Source organism: Campylobacter sp. LH-2024 (assembly GCF_048270605.1).
Classification (GTDB): Bacteria; Campylobacterota; Campylobacteria; order Campylobacterales; family Campylobacteraceae; genus Campylobacter_D; species Campylobacter_D molothri.
This window is the reverse complement of record NZ_CP168139.1, coordinates 127724-144320: the sequence shown is the minus strand read 5'-3', so window position 1 is coordinate 144320 and position 16597 is coordinate 127724. Positions and strand designations below refer to the sequence as shown.

The following is a 16597-nucleotide window of genomic DNA, read 5'->3' as shown; positions in this document are numbered from 1 at the left end:
ATTTTTTAAAAATTAAATTAAATTATTTTATTGATTTTTAGGAAGAAAAGATGGCAAGAAGAAAGAAAAAAGCTTTTTATCTGTATTTTTTAATCCTTGTTGTTTTGGTAGCTTTTTTTATTGTAAAAGAAAATATAGTTAAAAAAAGTTTGCCTCAAATTCTTATGCCTGATATTGTCTATACAAATCTTGAAAAACCTATTTCTGTACACATTAAAGATGAGAATCATTCTATTGAGAATGTACAAATCATTTTAAAAAAAGATGATCAAGATACTGGAACACTAATTGCAGATGAAAAAATAAAAAAATTAAATGATATTACTTTACAAGTTGTTTTGCCAAAAAGTAGTGAAAAATCAAAATCTTTTATTATGGAGATTATTGTTAAAAATGATTGTTTTTGGAATATTTTTGATAAAGATAAGGCAAAGAAGCAAATCGCAATTATAATTGATAATACTGCTCCTAAAATAAATATTTTAAGCAATTCCTATCAAATTGAACAAGGTGGAGCAGCAAGCGTTGTATTTTCTGCAAAAGATACTAATTTAGATCAAGTTTATATCCAGACTAATAGAGGAAAAATTTTTAAAGCAACTCCTTATGTTAAAGATGGTTATTATGCAGCTCTTATTGCTTGGGATGCAAGAGATGATGAATTTAGGGCTTATGTTATTGCAACGGATAAGGCTGGAAATATTTCTAAAGAGCGTATAAGATATTATTTTTTAAACAGAAAATACAAAGTTTCTAATATCAATCTTACTGATGGATTTTTAGATGGTAAAATTGAAAATTTAGCCCAAGAATACGCTCCAAAAGATAATAATTTCACGCGTTTTGATAAATTTAAATTTGTCAATGAAACCTTAAGAAATGATAATGAAAAATTGATACATGAAATTACGTCAAATGTTTTAGAGGACAAAATTAATGATTTTTCTCTTAATTTATTTTTGCCACTTAAACATGCGTTAAAAGTTGGGGATTTTGCTGATCATAGATATTATTCTTACAATGGTCAATTTGTTAGCGATTCTTATCATATGGGTATAGATTTAGCTAGTGTTAGAGAAGCCCCAATAATTAGCAATAATTCTGGAAAAGTCATATTTGCACAAAAAAATGGAATTTATGGACTTAATTTGATTGTTTATCATGGATTTGGTGTTTATAGTCTTTATGGACATTGTTCATCTAAAAATATTAATGTTGGTGAAAATATAGCCAGTCAAAGTGTGATTGCAAGAACAGGAAAAAGTGGTTTGGCTCTTGGAGATCATCTGCATTTTGGAGTTTTAGTTCAAGGGGTAGAAACGCGTCCAGAGCAGTGGCAAGATAGAAAATGGATCGAGGAAAATATTTATAAAGTTTTAAATACTGGAAAAAAAATAATTTTAGGACAGCAACAATGAAGCAATTAACTTTAGCAAGATCAGTAAAAGGTGTGGGCATAGGGTTGCACAAAGGTGAACCTATTGAGATTACTCTTGAGCCTCTAGAGGCTGATAGTGGTATAGTTTTTTTTAGGAGCGATTTAAATGTAAGTTATAAAGCGATTCCTGAAAATGTAATCAATACTCAAATGGCTACTGTTTTAGGAGATGATCGTGGTTTTATTTCAACTATAGAACATTTAATGAGCGCAATAAATGCTTATGGAATTGATAATGTGAGAATTGTTTTAAATGCAAATGAAGCTCCGGTTATGGATGGATCAAGTATTAGTTTTTGCATGATGCTCGATGAAGCAGGAGCTATGGAACTAGATGCGCCTAAAAAAATTATGGTTATTAAAAAACCAATAGAAGTAAGAGATGGAAATAAATTTGTAAGATTGATACCAACTAAAGAACCTCGTATTAATTATACAATTAAATTTGATAATGCTGTTATAGGTGAGCAAACTTATAATTTTGAATTCAGTAAAAAAAACTATATAGAAAATATAGCAAGAGCTAGAACTTTTGGTTTTTTAAAAGATGTTCAAATGCTTAGAGATAAAAATTTAGCCCTTGGCGGTAGTTTGGAAAATACTATAGTTGTAGATGAGAGTAGAATCTTAAATCCGGAAGGTTTGCGTTTTAAAGATGAATTCGTAAGACATAAAATTTTAGATGCTATTGGGGATTTAACCTTGCTTGGATATAGAGTTTTTGGTGATTATATATCTTTTGCTGGAAGCCATCATTTAAATCATTTGCTTACTAAAGAGGTATTAAAAGATAAAGAAGCTTATGAGATAGTTAGCCTTGAAAAAGCAAATGTAAAAGCTTATGAAAAGGTTTTTGCATAAAAACTTCTCTTTTGCTTAATGCCTTATCTAAGCCTTTAATGCTTGGTATTTATAAAAACAATCTTCTAGTAAAAAGTATAACAAGTTATGAAAAAGCGAGTGAATTTATACCTAAAATTTTACAAGAATTACTTCAAGATTTCACCTTTGATGAGCTTATTTATGCTAATGGTCCAGGTTCTTTTATGGGAATTAAAATTTCTTATGTGAGTTTGAGTACTTTAAGTATAGTTAGAAATATCCCATTATTTGCAATCAGTGCATTTGAATTAAATAACAATCAGCCTATTAGTGCTCATAAAGAAATGTGTTTTGTAAAAAAAGGGGATGAAATTTTTTTAGAAAAGGCTACTTCAGGAGAGTTTGTTTTGCCTTTAAATTTAAGCAAGCTTAATAAAAAAAATGATAATCTACCTTTTTATTTTTTACCTGCAATTTAAATCATTTTATTAGGAATCAATATTGAAAATTTTAGTACCGGCAACGAGTGCAAATTTAGGGCCAGGGTTTGATTGTCTTGGCTTAAGTATGAGGCTTTTTAATAGCACTATTATCGAAAAATCCAATTTTTTTAGTATTAGCGTTTATGGAGAAGGTAGCGAAAATTTAAGTCTTAAAAAAAATAATATTTTTGTGAGTATTTTTAATGAATTTTATGAAAGATTGAGTGGAAAAAAAGAAAAATTTCGCTTTATTTTTGAAAATAAAATTCCTTTATCTAGAGGACTTGGGAGTTCTTCTGCTGTGATTGTTGGGGCTATTGGTGCAGCTTTTGAAATGGCTGGATTTAAGATTGAAAAACAAAAAATTTTAAATGAGGCTTTAAAATATGAAAATCATCCAGATAATATAGCTCCAGCAACTTTAGGTGGATTTGTAGTTTCTGTGATTGAAAATGAAAGTGTTTTTAGTATAAAAAAACCTATAGATGACAATTTAAGTGCTGTTGTGGCTATTCCAAATGTATTTATAAGTACAGATCAAAGTCGCACAGCTTTGCCATCAAGTTTTAATCTTAAAGAATGTGTGTTTAATTTATCTCATTCTTCTTTTCTTACAGCTTGTTTTTTGGAAAAAAAATATGATTTATTAGCCATAGCTAGTAAGGATTTAATACACCAAACCTGTAGAATGAAAAATTTACCTGAACTTTTTGAGGTGCAAAAATTTGCTCTAGAAAATAAAGCTTTAATGAGTACTCTTTCAGGATCAGGTTCTAGTTTTTTTAATCTTGTATATAAAGAAGATGCAAATTATTTAAAACAGCAACTTGAGCAAAAATTTAAAAATTTTAAAATTTTAGTTTTAGAATTTGATAATAAAGGTTTTGAAATTTGCTAAAAAATGAAAAAAAAAGATATAATTCTAAAAATGCAGACAAACATAAACCAGTTAGAATGTGCGTGGTTTGCAAAAATCGTTTTTTTCAAAAAGAATTGCATAGATTAAAGGTTTTTAAGGCTGGGTTATACCAAAATTTAGCTTTTGGTCGTAGTATTTATTTGTGCGATCATTGTCTTTTAATTGAAGATGAAAAATTTCAAGCCACATTCTCGAAAATATGTAAAAAATTAAATATAAAAATCACTCAGCAGAATATAAAGGAGATCATTTTAAATGGCAAAAATTAGAATTCATGAAATCGCGAAAGAATTAGGATATGATAGCAAAGAAATCATTGAAAAGGCAAATGAATTAGGGCTTAATATTAAAACTGCATCAAATGCCGTAGAACCTGATGTTGCTGCCGGAATTTATGAATATATACAAACCAAAGTTATCCCCGAAGCTTTTAAAAAAAATATTAAGCAAACTCCGGCAAAAAAAACAAAGGCCAAAATAAAAGAAGATAAAGTTCAAGCTACAAAAATCACGACTTCAGCAAAACAAGAAAAAGTAGAAAAAAAAGAAATGATCAAGCCAAAAGAAGAAATTAAAGAAGAATCTAAAGAAAAAGTTCAAGAAAGTTTAGCAAGTGCTACTTTAGCAAAAAGAAGAGGTCTCGTGATCGTTAAAAAGAAAAAAACTGAAGAAGAGCTTGTAAAAAAAGAAGAATCAAAAAATGTCTCTGAGCTTTCTTCAAATCAAGAAAGAATTAATTTAAAAACGATGTTTTCAAATACTGATCTTGATGATTCTGCAAAAAGAAAGAAAAAAGATAAAAAATCTAATATTGCAGTAAAAAAAGAAAGTGCCCAAAAAATGGATTTGCTAGGAAATCAAGATTTTGCTGAAATTTCTTTAGATGATGAAGATGAGGTTGTTTTACCTGATTTTAGTGTCAAAGAAGAGGAAAAACCAAATAATGCAATTAAAAAACAGCCTAATTTTTTACGTCAAGCTGTTGGTAATTCTGTTAATTTTGCTGAGGGTGGAATTCAAAGAAGAAGTCGCAAAAAGCCACCTAAAAAAGTAGAAAAAAAAGAAAATGAAGCGATTACAAGTGTTGAAATTCCTAAAGAAATTAGAGTATATGAATTTGCCGATAAAATAGGTAAAAGCACAAGTGAAGTAATTTCAAAACTTTTTATGCTTGGCATGATGACAACTAAGAATGATTTTTTAGATGAAGATGCTATTGAGATTTTGGGCTCTGAATTTGGTATAGAAGTAAGCATTACCAATGAAGCAGATGAATTTGATTATGTAAAAGATTATGAAGCTCAAGATGATGAAAAAGATTTAATTACTAGAGCGCCTGTTATTACGATAATGGGACATGTCGATCATGGTAAAACTTCATTGCTAGATTTTATTAGAAAATCTCGTATTGCAAGTGGCGAAGCAGGTGGAATTACTCAGCACGTGGGTGCTTATATGGTGAAAAAAAATGATCGCAAAATCACATTTATCGATACTCCAGGTCACGAAGCTTTTACAGCAATGCGTGCAAGAGGTGCGAGTATTACCGATATTGTTATTATTGTTGTAGCTGCTGATGATGGGGTTAAGCCTCAAACAAAAGAAGCGATTAATCATGCAAAAGCTGCCAATGTGCCTATTATTATAGCGATTAACAAGATGGATAAAGAAGGCGCAAATCCTGATATGGTAAAAACTCAACTTGCTGAACTTGAGATCATGCCAGTGGAGTGGGGTGGAAGTTATGAATTTGTAGGTGTGTCTGCTAAAACTGGAATGGGGATAGAAGATTTACTTGAAATTGTGCTTTTGCAAGCTGATATTTTGGAATTAAAGGCAAATCCTAAAAATTATGCAAAAGCAAGTATTATAGAATCTTCTATACAAAAGGGTCGTGGTGCTGTGGCCACTGTAATAGTGCAAAATGGAACTTTAAAAGTAGGTGATACGGTTGTAGCGGGTGTTTCTTATGGAAAAATAAAAGCTATGAGCGATGATCAAGGAAAAGCTCTTAAAGAGATCAAACCAGGCGAATGTGGAGTGATAGTTGGTTTAAGTGAAGTAGCACAATCAGGCGAAATTTTAATCGCTGTTAAAACTGACAAAGAAGCAAGAGAGTATGCAGCTAAACGTTATGAATATAATCGTCAAAAAGAACTTAGCAAATCTACAAAAGTTAGTATTGATGAACTTGGAGCTAAGATCAAAGAAGGCAATATTAAAGCCTTGCCTGTTATTTTAAAAGCGGACGTTCAAGGAACTTTAGAGGCTTTAAAAGCTAGTTTAGAAAAGTTAAAAAATGATGAAATTAAAGTTAATATTATCCATAGTGGAGTAGGTGGAATCACGCAAAGTGATATTGAACTTGCTAGTGCAAGTGAAAATTCTATCGTACTTGGTTTTAATATACGTCCAACAGGAGAAATCAAAGAGCGCGCTAAAGATAAAGGCGTTGAAATAAAAACTTATAATGTTATTTATAATCTTTTAGATGATGTTAAAGCATTGCTCGGGGGTATGATGAGTCCTATTATTTCTGAAGAGCAACTAGGTCAAGCTGAAATCAGACAAGTTATTAATGTGCCAAAATTGGGTCAAATTGCTGGTTGTATGGTTACAGAGGGTGTGATTAATAGAGGAGCTAAAATTCGTCTCATACGAGAAGGCGTGGTGGTTTTTGAAGGAAGCGTAAGCTCTTTAAAACGCTTTAAGGATGATGTTAAAGAGGTTGCAAAAGGCTATGAATGTGGAGTTGGTATACAAGGATGTGATGATATGAGAGTAGGCGATTATATAGAAAGCTATAAAGAAGTTGAAGAAAAAGTGAGTCTATGAATCCATCTGAGATTAAAAAATTACGCACAGAAAGCATTTTAAAAGAGCTTATTCCTGAAGCTTTGGCAAATTTAGATGACGAAAATTTGAAAAATCTTTGCGTTGTGGATGTAGAATGCAAAAAGGGTAGATATGATGCTTTTGTATATCTTGATAAGATGTTTTTTAACACTCATGAGCAAGAAAAAATTCTCAATACTTTAAAAAAGGCATCAAAGGCATTGCAAAATTATTGTATGAGTGAACAAGGTTGGTATCGCTGTCCGAATTTTCATTTTAAATTTGATGATAGGCTTGAATATCAAAATCATATGGATGCACTTTTTGAAAAGATAAAAAAGGAAAAAAATGAATCTTGAGGCCTTATGCAAAGAAGCAAATTTAGAACTTTATGATAGTGAATTAGTCAGTGAAAATGGAAAAAAAATTTATCGAATTTATGTGATGAATCCTTTAAATGAAAAAGGTGAAAGAGTGGGGATAAATTTGGATGATTGCGCTAGACTTAGTGAGATTTTATCGCCTATTTTTGATGTAGAACCACCTGTAAGTGGAGAGTATTTTTTAGAAGTTTCAAGCTGTGGGCTTGAAAGAAAGCTTGGTAAAATAGAACATTTTGAAAAAAGTATCAATGAGCTTGTAAAAATCACAACCAATGAAAAAGAAAAAATCGAAGCAAAAATTCTTAGCGTTGAAAATGGAAATATAAATTTACAAACCTTAGATAATGAAAAAATCACTCTTAAATTTAGTGATATAAAAAAAGCTAGAACTTTTGTGCAGTGGTAGTTTGAAAATGATTTAAATAATAATTTATTACAAGTTTTAAATTATGATTGATAAAAAAAGGAATAATTTATGATTGAATTTTCAAATGAAGATAAAGAAGAATTTATAAAAGCTATAGATGAGTTAATAAAACAGGTAGATGATTGTATTTCAAGAAATAAAAGAACAAAACAAGGTAAAATTAGCATCGAGGGTTCCTCTAGTCAAAATATTAAGCAGTATTTAGAATTTATTGATAAAAAATATAACTATTCTTTTAAAATTGCTATAGGAAATTCTGGAGGCTTTTTAAATTCTGATAGTTGGATTATGTTTGCCAGAAATGATTTGCTAAAGGAAGGCTTAATTAATGGTAAAAAAATAACTCCGACAAAAGGGGTTTATATATTTATAGCATATTCTGGTTATTTAGAAGATAATAAACACATCGTATTGAAATTTGGTTTTCCGCAAGGAAATATTGAAAATTCTAGATGTGTAGCCATAAATAAAATGGAAAATGATGGATATTTAAAAAAATTTGATTTTATTTGTGATTTGAGCGATAAAGATAAATTATTAAAAGACTTTTTAAAAATGATGAATTATTTTAATTCTTTCAGTGAAAATGATTTTCGATTAAATAAAAATAATAAAATAATTTTTAAAAATCAAATTCTTTACGGGCCTCCAGGTACTGGAAAAACTTATCATACTATAGATAAAGCTTTAGAAATTTTGGGTGAAAATTTAGAAAATAGAATAGACAAAAAAGTAAAATTTGATGAGTATGTAAAAAATGGACAAATAGTTTTTACGACCTTTCATCAAAGTTATGGATATGAAGAATTTATAGAAGGCATAAAACCTATTATAAATAAAGATAATGGAAATTCCAAAGAATTAGATTATGAAATAAAAGATGGAATTTTTAAAAGAATATGCAATAGAGCGTTGAATAAAGAAAGAAAAGTTGATAATAATGAAATTGATGATATAACTATTAATAATGATACTCCAATATGGAAAATTTCTTTAGGACCTAACGCTTCACTAAGAGACAAGTGTTTTAAGGAAAATAAAATTTATATAGGGTGGAATAAAATTCCAGAAAATATGAATGAAGAATTTTTAGCACTTGGTACAAATGATAAAAGCACCATTAATAATTTTAAAGATGAAATGCAAATAGGCGATTTGGTATGTGTGTTTAATTCTTTAAAAACTATAAAAGGCGTTGGTATTATAAAAAGTGATGTCAAATACGGCGACGATAAAGAAGAATATCGAACTTACAGAGATGTTGAATGGATATCAAAAGATAGCGAAATTAGCTTATATGAGCTTAATGATAATAAAAATTTAACCTTAAAAACAGTTTATAAATTGTGGAGAATCAGGGCTAATGATTTATTAGAAAAAATAAAAAACGAAAAAGAACAAATTGATATAAAAACTATTGATGATAATACAGAAAAGAAATTTGTTATTATTATTGACGAAATCAATCGCGGTAATGTGAGTAAGATTTTTGGTGAGCTTATAACTTTGATAGAACCAAGCAAAAGAATAAGCAAGGAAGAAGAGCTAAGGGTAACTTTGCCTTATAGTGGTGAAAAATTTGGGGTACCTGAAAATGTTTATATTATAGGTACCATGAATACAGCTGATAGAAGCATAACTTCGCTTGATACAGCCTTAAGAAGGCGTTTTGAATTTGTAGAGATGATGCCTGATTTAAGTAAATTAAGTAATAAATTTGTAAAAAAAGATCAAGAAAAAGTAGAATTGCAACAATTACTTGAAGCAATAAATACTCGCATAGAATACTTGCTAGATAGAGAAAAGACTATAGGACATGCATTTTTTATGAATATTGAAAATTTAAATGATTTAAAATGGGTTTTTCAAAATAAAATTATCCCTCTATTGCAAGAATATTTTTATGATGATTATGCTTTAATCAATGCTGTTTTAAATAATAATGGCATGATTGAAGAAGTTGTAGAAAATAAAGAAAATGATTATTTGCATAGTATTAGGAAGCTAGAAATATATAACGAGAAAATTATTTATAATATTACCTCTTTTGATAGTAAAATTTGGGATAATGAAATAACGTATCAAAAAATTTATAAAAATCAAATTAGCGATAATAAAACCAAAGAAAATTAACTAAAACAATGACTAATGTTTTTCAAGTTATTGAGTATCAAGCTTTTGGTGAGAATGACTTAAAAAAAGATTTTGGAAATAGGGCAAATAAATTTTATAAAGAATTAGAAGAATTTGCTAAAAATAATGAAATTTTTTTAGGTTTTAAAAATAAAAATACTTTAAAAGCTAAAAATTATGTAGGCATGATACAAACAAAAAGCGGGATTTTGGAGATTTTGCCCAAGTGCACCGATCTAGAAAATTATCAAGGAGAAAAAGATGAGAATTTTAAAAAAATAAATTTTCATCAACTAAAACAAATTTATAAACTAGATATACAAAAGAACGGGTCTAAAAACGAGATTAAAATAGAAAAATTTGTAAATTTTAACTATGAAAAAAATTACAACTTTCCTTCTAAGCAACTTTTGTTAAATTTGCTTACAACCTTAAAAAATTCTCCTTTTAAAAAAAGTCATATTTCATCTTTAAAAACTTCTAAAATGCCTTTATTTGAAATTTTTATTTCTATGTTTTTAGAAGAATTAGATATAGTTTTTAAAAAAGGATTAAAAAAAGATTATGTGAGTATACAAGATAACAGGGCTTTTTTAAAGGGAAAATTGCTTTTTAGAGAAAATTTAAAATACAATCTCACTCATAAAGAAAGATTTTTCACACAAAGTGATGAGTTTATCTTGGATGTTCCGCCAAATCGTTTGATAAAATCTACTCTTGAATTTCTAAAATCCAAAACAACAATACATAAATTTAAAGTCATAAAAGTCTTGCAAATGTTTGATGAGGTGCAGTTATCTGAAAATTATAAAAAAGATTTCGAGTATAAAATTTCAAGACATTTTGATTATTATGAAACTTTGCTTTCTTGGTGTAAAATTTTTTTACAAAATGAAACTTTTACTCCTTATAAAGGAAGCAACGAAGCTTTTGCTTTGCTTTTTCCCATGGAAAAACTTTTTGAAGACTATGTAGCTCATATGTTTAAAATAGCCAATGAGCAAGTTAAGATTAAGACTCAAGATAAAACAAAATTTCTAATGAGTAAAAATAATATTGAAGATTGTTTTTTACTTAAGCCAGATCTTCATATCCAAGATCATATAATCGCAGATACTAAATGGAAAATTTTAAGCGATAGTGATGATAAAAAACAATACCCTATCGTACAAAGTGATCTTTATCAAATGTTTGCTTATGCTGTTACATTCAAGGTAAAAGAGGTTTGGCTTATTTATCCTTTGTGCGGGAGGACTTTAGAATTAAAAGAGAAAAGCAAAAAGGATGAGTATTTTTTTAAAGCAAGTGATCTTGCAAATTCTACAAAAGATCGCATAAAATTAAAAATCTTATTCGCACCCTTACCTTTTGCAAATGATTTTTATACCTAAATTGATTAAAAAACCAAAACAAGCGATGATAATAATACAAGCTCCGCTAGAAAGATCAAAATAATAGCTAAGTAAAAGCCCGCTTAAGCAAAAAATCATACTTAAAAAACTTGCTAGAATCATTATAAAGCCAAGTTTTTTGCTAAAATTTTCAGCAATAAAGCTAGGGATACTCAGTAATGCCATAATAAGAATAAGTCCAACAAGACGGATCGAAATACAAATACAAAATGCCATCAGTGCGATTAAGAGATAGTGAAAAAAAGTTGTGTTGATTCCACGTACCTTTGCAAATTCAGCATCAAAGCTTATTGCTTCAAATTGTCTATAAAATAAAAGCATTAAAAAAATCACAATCGCATCAATCAGTCCCATTAAATATAAATCTTGATTTTCAACTGCTAAAATATTTCCAAAAAGATAGGCCATAAGATCAGTATTATAACTGGGACTTAAATCTATAAGTATGATACCAATTGCCATACCAAATGCCCAAATCACAGCAATAATATTATCACTTCTATGCTCATAACGTTTGACTAAAAAGGCAACAATAAAGGCTAAAATTAAGGTAAAAATACTTGTACTAAGCAAAATAGGTAAAGAAAAATAAAAAGCAATCCCTATACCTCCAAAAGCCCCATGCGTAATGCCTCCAGCCATTGAAAAAAGCCGATTAATCATGATTAGAGTGCCTATAATTCCACAGGCAATACTGACTAAAATTGCCGCAAAAAGAGCGTTTTGAAATATAGTAAAATGAAAAATTTCAAACATTATTTTTCCTTAGAAAGACACAGTGGTTTTTAAATTTTCATCTTTGCATTTATGATTACATAGGCAAGAATTTAAACTCATTTCTACATCGCAAAAATGAGAATGATTTTCGTATAAATGTTTTAAAAAATCATTCTTCTTTTTTTCCTTTTGATTGGAGTGCAAAAATAATTCTTTATTTAAGTGCGCGATTTTATCGCTATAAGCAAGGACTAAATTGATATCATGACAAACAAGTAAAATGCCAATACCTTTTTCATGTAAAGATTTCAAAAGTTCAAAAATTTGAATCGCTGATTTGCTATCAACACTCGCAGTTGGTTCATCTAATATAAGCATTTTGCATTCATCTACCAGAGCCCTTGCTATAAATACGCGTTGTCTTTGTCCTCCGCTTAATTGATTGATTTTTTTATTCCAAAAATCTTGCATTTGGACTTTTTTTAAAGCTTCTAAGGCTTTGTTTTTATCTTCTTGTTTATAAAAACCAAATTTTTTTTTATTGATAAGTCCCATAAGTACAACCTCTAGGACTCTAGGATTAAAATTCGGATTAGCTAAGGTATGTTGTGGAACATAGCCAATTTCAGTTTTTTTTATTTGTTTAAATGTGATTGAATTATGCGAATTTAAAAGTCCTAAAATCAACTTTATGAGTGTAGATTTTCCAGCACCATTTGGGCCTATTATAGACAAGAAATCTTGGTTGTTATAGGTCAGGTTGATATTTTTTAAAACACATTCTTTATTGTAAGAATAATTAAGATTTTTAATAGAAAAAAATTCCATAAAATTACCTATTTTAAAGCTTTAGATAAGGCATCGCTGACATTTAAAAGTTCTTTTTCCCAATCTTTTGAAAGATGATTGATAACATAAATTTGAGCATCGCATTGACGAGCTAAGGCTTTTGCCGCATTTTCAGGAAAACCATTTTGAACAAAAATAGTTTTAATGTGTTTATTTTTAATAAAAGTTATCAGTTGTTTTAATTCTTTTATTTTAGGTTCTTTTCCTAAAATTTCTACAGGAATTTGAATCAAATGATAGCGTTTGGCAAAATAAGCCCATGAAGGATGGTAGACAATAAATTCTTTTTGTTTGGTATTTTCAAGTTTTGAAGAGATTTGTAAATTGAGATTATCTAATTCTGCTAAGAATTTATTTAAATTTTCCTTATAAAAATTTTTATTTTCAGGATATTTTTGAGCTAAAGCATCATAAATATTTAAAGCCATAGTTTGAACCAATATAGGATCTAGCCAGGTATGAGGATCTTTTTGTTCACCATGATGAGAATCTTGAAAATCTAATAATTTAATATTCTTTTGCATATTAATAATTTCTAAGTTAGGAAAATTATGGTGAAATTTATCTATAAAAATTTTTTCAAATTCTAAACCTATGGTAAAATAAATTTCACTTTGCTCCAATTTTTTCATAATACTTGGTTTAAACTCAAAATGATGTTCATTGGTCTTAGGGGGTAAAATAATATTAACTTTTAAAGTATTTGCAGCTATTTTTTCAATAAAAAAGGCTTGAGGTGGTATGCTTACACTTACAATGGGAGTATTTTTATTATTTTTTGTGTTAAAATTTTGAGCCAAAACTAAATTTAAAGAACCTAAAACTATAAACAGAAAAAATAGTTTTTTTATCATTAAAAACCTTATATTTTAAATATTTTATGAGATTATTTTTTAATATAAAATAAATTTTTGATTCGCTATAATATCATTTTTTTTGTAAAAATTATTTAAAATTGAAAAGGGAATATTTATGGGGAATTTAAAATTTAAAGTTTCTTTTGTTGCGAGTTTAATTATTATAATTTGTTTAAGTGTTTTAAGTGTTATTACTTATTTTTTTGCTAAAACTTTAATTTATGATCAGGTGATAAAATCAGAAACTAATTATATAAAAGTAGCTAAAAATTCACTTATGGGATTTCAAGAAGCTAATTTAAAAGTTTTACAAAGTTATAGTGCAAGAATTTTACATTTTCCAATTAATGAATTAGATAATGAAAAAGCTCTTATGGAAAATGTAGGAGAAGAGCTTAAGATTTTAAGAGATACTGGCGGTTTTTTAGCAGCATATATCGCTCAGCCAAATGGAGAATTGGTTGTATCAGATACAGATTCAGATGCCAAGGGAGTTGATTTTGGAACTTATGGCAAAAAAGATAATTATGATGCAAGAACTAGAGATTGGTATCAAGGAGCTTTAAAAACAAATGATATTTATATCACTCCTTCTTATATTGATATTACTTCAAAACTTCCATGCTTTACTTATTCTAAAGCTCTTTATAAAGATGGTAAATTTATAGGTGTTCTAGCAATTGATATCTTAACAAAAGATTTACAAAAAGAATATGAAGCAAATCCAGGAAGAACTTTTGCATTTGATAAAAATAATAAAATTTTTGCAGCTACAGATAAGGAGCAGCTTCAAGAAGGCTATAATATCGATCAAATTGCAGCCTTATCCAAAACAAAAGCAGATTTTGAACCTTTTGAATATATAAGAAAAAAAGATAATAGTGAAAGATTTGCTATGTGTGCAAAATATGAAAACTCAACCATTTGTATAGGAGAACCACTTGATATTATAAGAGAACCTATTCTTAAAATGACTTATATACAAATCGTTTCTTCTGTGATAATGGTTGTAATCATTTCTTTCTTATTGTATATTTTTATTGCCAAACTTCTCTCCCCACTCACCATCATCCAAAACGGTCTTAATGCCTTCTTTGATTTTATCAATCATAAAACAAAGAATGTCTCTACTATTAATATAAAAACTAATGATGAGTTTGGTCAAATCTCAAAAGCCATTAATGAAAACATCCTTATTACTAAACAAGGTTTAGAACAAGATAATCAAGCTGTAAAAGAATCAGTCTCTACAGTTCAAGTTGTAGAAAAAGGAGATTTAACAGCAAGAATTACTGCAAATCCAAGAAATCCTCAACTTGTAGAACTTAAAAATGTTTTAAATAAACTCTTAGATGTCTTACAAGAAAAAGTAGGTTCTGATATGAATGCTATTCATAAAATCTTTGAAGAATATAAGAGCTTAGATTTTAGAAATAAATTAGAAAATGCTAGAGGTAGTGTTGAAGTTACTACTAATGCTTTAGGTGAAGAAATCATTAAAATGTTAAAACAAAGTTCTGATTTTGCTAATCACTTAGCAAGTGAAAGTTCTAAATTACAAAATGCTGTTCAAAACCTAACTAGCTCTTCTAATTCTCAAGCAGCTTCTTTAGAAGAAACTGCTGCTGCTTTAGAAGAAATTACTTCTTCTATGCAAAATGTTTCTGTTAAAACCTCTGATGTAATCACTCAATCAGAAGAGATTAAAAATGTTACAGGTATTATTGGAGATATTGCAGATCAAATCAATCTTTTAGCATTAAATGCTGCTATAGAAGCAGCGCGTGCAGGAGAACATGGACGAGGCTTTGCCGTTGTGGCTGATGAAGTTAGAAAACTAGCAGAAAGAACTCAAAAATCATTGAGTGAAATAGAAGCTAATACTAACTTACTTGTTCAATCTATTAATGATATGGCAGAATCTATTAAAGAACAAACTGCAGGTATTACTCAAATCAATGAAAGTGTAGCTGCTATTGATCAAACTACTAAAGATAATGTTGAAATTGCTAATGAGAGTGCAATCATTTCTAATACTGTTAGTGATATAGCTAATAATATATTAGAAGATGTTAAGAAGAAAAGATTTTAAGAATCTTTTCTTTAAATTATAATCAAATGATTATTCTTTAAATCATAATCTTTAAACTATTATCTTAAATCATTATTTTTAAATAGTTATTTTTAAATAACTATTTTTTATGATAATTGAAGATTCATTATTAAATTAAGCAATTAATCTTTTAATGGATTTTTTATTAAAAGATTAAAAGCTTTATTTTTGATTTAATAATTTCTTTAATTTTATCTTTTGTAACTAAATTTTTAAGTTCATTACTTTCTGCTTTAATTCCATTCATACTTAAATGCCATAAAGCATTTTCTATAGCTTCATCTTTTTTTCTTTCTACTATGCGTGTTTCATCAAAAATAAATTTATAAAAAGTTATATTTTTTTCTAAATATTAAAGATTTTTATTTATTTTATTAATACTACTTTAAATTAAAGATTTATTGATATTAGTTTTATTTATTTGTATAGTTAAAAAAAAAAAAAAAAAAAGAAACATTTTACAATTATATTTTAATTATTTTTTGGGAATGAATATGAATTTGTGGGATAAAAAGGCTAAAAGCTATGCAAGATATGCAAAATTAAACGATATCCAAAAGCAAACTTTTAAGAAGTTAAATGAATTAAATATTGATTTTACAAATAAAAATATTATAGATATAGGTTGTGGCACAGGTGTTTGGACTTTACATTTAGCACAAAAAGCAAAAAGTGTTTTAGGTATAGATAATTCTAAAGCTATGCTTGAAATTTTAAAAGAAGATGTTATAAAAAATAATATTAATAATATTAAAATACTTCATTTAGATTTTGAAAATTTTTATAAAGAAAATCAAGAAAACTTTGATATAGCGTTTTTGAGTATGTCTTTAGCTTTGCAAAATGAAAATGATTTCAAAGCTTTTTTAAATTTAGCTTCTCAAAGAATATATCTTGGCTGGGCTGATTATAGAAAAAGTGATTTTTTAGACCCAATATTTAAACATTTTAATACTGAATTTAAAGGATTTAATAAACAAGATTTAGAAAGTTTTTTACTAGAAAAAAATATAACTTTTTATAAATTTATTTTTGATGAAACACGCATAGTAGAAAGAAAAAAAGATGAAGCTATAGAAAATGCTTTATGGCATTTAAGTATGAATGGAATTAAAGCAGAAAGTAATGAACTTAAAAATTTAGTTACAAAAGATAAAATTAAAGAAATTATTAAATCAAAAATAAAGCTTTTAATCTTTTAATAAAAAAT

General features: G+C 27.9%; 15 protein-coding genes and 1 pseudogene. 12 read left to right on the top strand and 4 right to left on the bottom strand.

The features are described from left to right. The first annotated feature begins 50 nt into the window (after positions 1-50). The 10 genes from ACD570_RS00805 (at position 51) to ACD570_RS00760 (ending at position 10830) form a co-directional block, all read left to right on the top strand. On the top strand, positions 51-1418 hold the full coding sequence (locus ACD570_RS00805) for a M23 family metallopeptidase (RefSeq protein ID WP_337211439.1): 1368 nt from the start codon (positions 51-53) through the stop codon (positions 1416-1418). After that, positions 1415-2299: a UDP-3-O-acyl-N-acetylglucosamine deacetylase gene (lpxC, locus tag ACD570_RS00800; RefSeq protein WP_417904312.1), complete on the top strand. Its 885-nt coding sequence runs from the start codon at positions 1415-1417 to the stop codon at positions 2297-2299. The genes ACD570_RS00805 and lpxC overlap by 4 nt, the downstream gene beginning before the upstream one ends. An 11-nt stretch (positions 2300-2310) precedes the next feature. Continuing rightward, positions 2311-2739 (top strand): tRNA threonylcarbamoyladenosine biosynthesis protein TsaB, encoded by a 429-nt coding sequence (locus ACD570_RS00795; protein WP_239820311.1) that lies wholly within the window; start codon positions 2311-2313, stop codon positions 2737-2739. A 22-nt stretch (positions 2740-2761) separates the two neighbouring features. Next, entirely contained in the window at positions 2762-3640 is an 879-nt protein-coding gene (gene thrB / locus ACD570_RS00790; protein ID WP_337207684.1) for a homoserine kinase, read from the top strand. Then, positions 3634-3930, top strand: a complete 297-nt coding sequence (locus ACD570_RS00785; protein ID WP_234284798.1) for a hypothetical protein — start codon at positions 3634-3636, stop codon at positions 3928-3930. Before thrB ends, ACD570_RS00785 begins: the two co-directional genes overlap by 7 nt. After that, positions 3917-6496 carry a translation initiation factor IF-2 gene (gene infB, locus ACD570_RS00780; RefSeq protein ID WP_337207685.1) on the top strand — a complete coding sequence of 860 codons (2580 nt, stop codon included), beginning with the start codon at positions 3917-3919 and terminating at the stop codon, positions 6494-6496. Before ACD570_RS00785 ends, infB begins: the two co-directional genes overlap by 14 nt. Next, a complete protein-coding gene (rbfA, locus tag ACD570_RS00775) occupies positions 6493-6855 on the top strand; it encodes a 30S ribosome-binding factor RbfA (protein ID WP_239820313.1) in 363 nt (120 codons plus the stop codon). The genes infB and rbfA overlap by 4 nt, the downstream gene beginning before the upstream one ends. Further along, entirely contained in the window at positions 6845-7285 is a 441-nt protein-coding gene (rimP, locus tag ACD570_RS00770) for a ribosome maturation factor RimP (RefSeq protein ID WP_337197205.1), read from the top strand. Before rbfA ends, rimP begins: the two co-directional genes overlap by 11 nt. A gap of 69 nt (positions 7286-7354) precedes the next feature. Further along, positions 7355-9439, top strand: coding sequence for an AAA family ATPase (locus tag ACD570_RS00765; protein ID WP_337207686.1), 2085 nt, complete (start codon positions 7355-7357; stop codon positions 9437-9439). An 8-nt stretch (positions 9440-9447) separates the two neighbouring features. Further along, on the top strand, positions 9448-10830 hold the full coding sequence (locus tag ACD570_RS00760; protein ID WP_337207687.1) for an McrC family protein: 1383 nt from the start codon (positions 9448-9450) through the stop codon (positions 10828-10830). On the opposite strand, the gene ACD570_RS00755 is transcribed toward ACD570_RS00760, so the two are convergent. Genes ACD570_RS00755 through ACD570_RS00745 form a run of 3 tightly spaced genes read right to left on the bottom strand, consistent with a single transcriptional unit; the run spans position 10801 to position 13268 of the window. Continuing rightward, entirely contained in the window at positions 10801-11607 is an 807-nt protein-coding gene (locus ACD570_RS00755; protein ID WP_337202445.1) for a metal ABC transporter permease, read from the bottom strand. The genes ACD570_RS00760 and ACD570_RS00755 overlap by 30 nt on opposite strands. A gap of 9 nt (positions 11608-11616) precedes the next feature. Next, positions 11617-12396 carry a metal ABC transporter ATP-binding protein gene (locus ACD570_RS00750; RefSeq protein WP_337197199.1) on the bottom strand — a complete coding sequence of 260 codons (780 nt, stop codon included), beginning with the start codon at positions 12394-12396 and terminating at the stop codon, positions 11617-11619. 8 nt (positions 12397-12404) lie between these two features. Beyond that, complete coding sequence (locus tag ACD570_RS00745; protein WP_337209654.1) at positions 12405-13268, bottom strand: metal ABC transporter solute-binding protein, Zn/Mn family; 864 nt, start codon at positions 13266-13268, stop codon at positions 12405-12407. A 121-nt stretch (positions 13269-13389) separates the two neighbouring features. On the opposite strand from ACD570_RS00745, the gene ACD570_RS00740 reads away from it, so the two are divergent. Then, the gene (locus tag ACD570_RS00740; RefSeq protein ID WP_417904311.1) at positions 13390-15366 is read left to right on the top strand and encodes a methyl-accepting chemotaxis protein; all 1977 of its coding nucleotides are present in this window, start codon (positions 13390-13392) and stop codon (positions 15364-15366) included. Between the two features lie 166 nt (positions 15367-15532). Here the strand turns inward: ACD570_RS00740 and ACD570_RS00735 are convergent. Beyond that, positions 15533-15736 (bottom strand): annotated as a pseudogene (locus tag ACD570_RS00735) (class I SAM-dependent methyltransferase); the annotation flags it as partial. Positions 15737-15881: 145 nt separating this feature from the next. Here ACD570_RS00735 and ACD570_RS00730 point away from each other — a divergent pair. Then, entirely contained in the window at positions 15882-16589 is a 708-nt protein-coding gene (locus ACD570_RS00730) for a class I SAM-dependent methyltransferase (RefSeq protein WP_417904310.1), read from the top strand. Positions 16590-16597: the final 8 nt, after the last annotated feature.

Excerpts from the sequence above, each read along its gene's own strand:
- ACD570_RS00805 (WP_337211439.1), top strand. The coding sequence starts at position 51 with ATGGCAAGAAGAAAGAAAAAAGCTTTTTATCTGTATTTTTTAATCCTT.
- lpxC (WP_417904312.1), top strand. The coding sequence starts at position 1,415 with ATGAAGCAATTAACTTTAGCAAGATCAGTAAAAGGTGTGGGCATAGGG.
- infB (WP_337207685.1), top strand. The coding sequence starts at position 3,917 with ATGGCAAAAATTAGAATTCATGAAATCGCGAAAGAATTAGGATATGAT.
- rbfA (WP_239820313.1), top strand. The coding sequence starts at position 6,493 with ATGAATCCATCTGAGATTAAAAAATTACGCACAGAAAGCATTTTAAAA.
- rimP (WP_337197205.1), top strand. The coding sequence starts at position 6,845 with ATGAATCTTGAGGCCTTATGCAAAGAAGCAAATTTAGAACTTTATGAT.
- ACD570_RS00765 (WP_337207686.1), top strand. The coding sequence starts at position 7,355 with ATGATTGAATTTTCAAATGAAGATAAAGAAGAATTTATAAAAGCTATA.
- ACD570_RS00760 (WP_337207687.1), top strand. The coding sequence starts at position 9,448 with ATGACTAATGTTTTTCAAGTTATTGAGTATCAAGCTTTTGGTGAGAAT.
- ACD570_RS00755 (WP_337202445.1), bottom strand. The coding sequence starts at position 11,607 with ATGTTTGAAATTTTTCATTTTACTATATTTCAAAACGCTCTTTTTGCG.
- ACD570_RS00750 (WP_337197199.1), bottom strand. The coding sequence starts at position 12,396 with ATGGAATTTTTTTCTATTAAAAATCTTAATTATTCTTACAATAAAGAA.
- ACD570_RS00740 (WP_417904311.1), top strand. The coding sequence starts at position 13,390 with ATGGGGAATTTAAAATTTAAAGTTTCTTTTGTTGCGAGTTTAATTATT.
- ACD570_RS00730 (WP_417904310.1), top strand. The coding sequence starts at position 15,882 with ATGAATTTGTGGGATAAAAAGGCTAAAAGCTATGCAAGATATGCAAAA.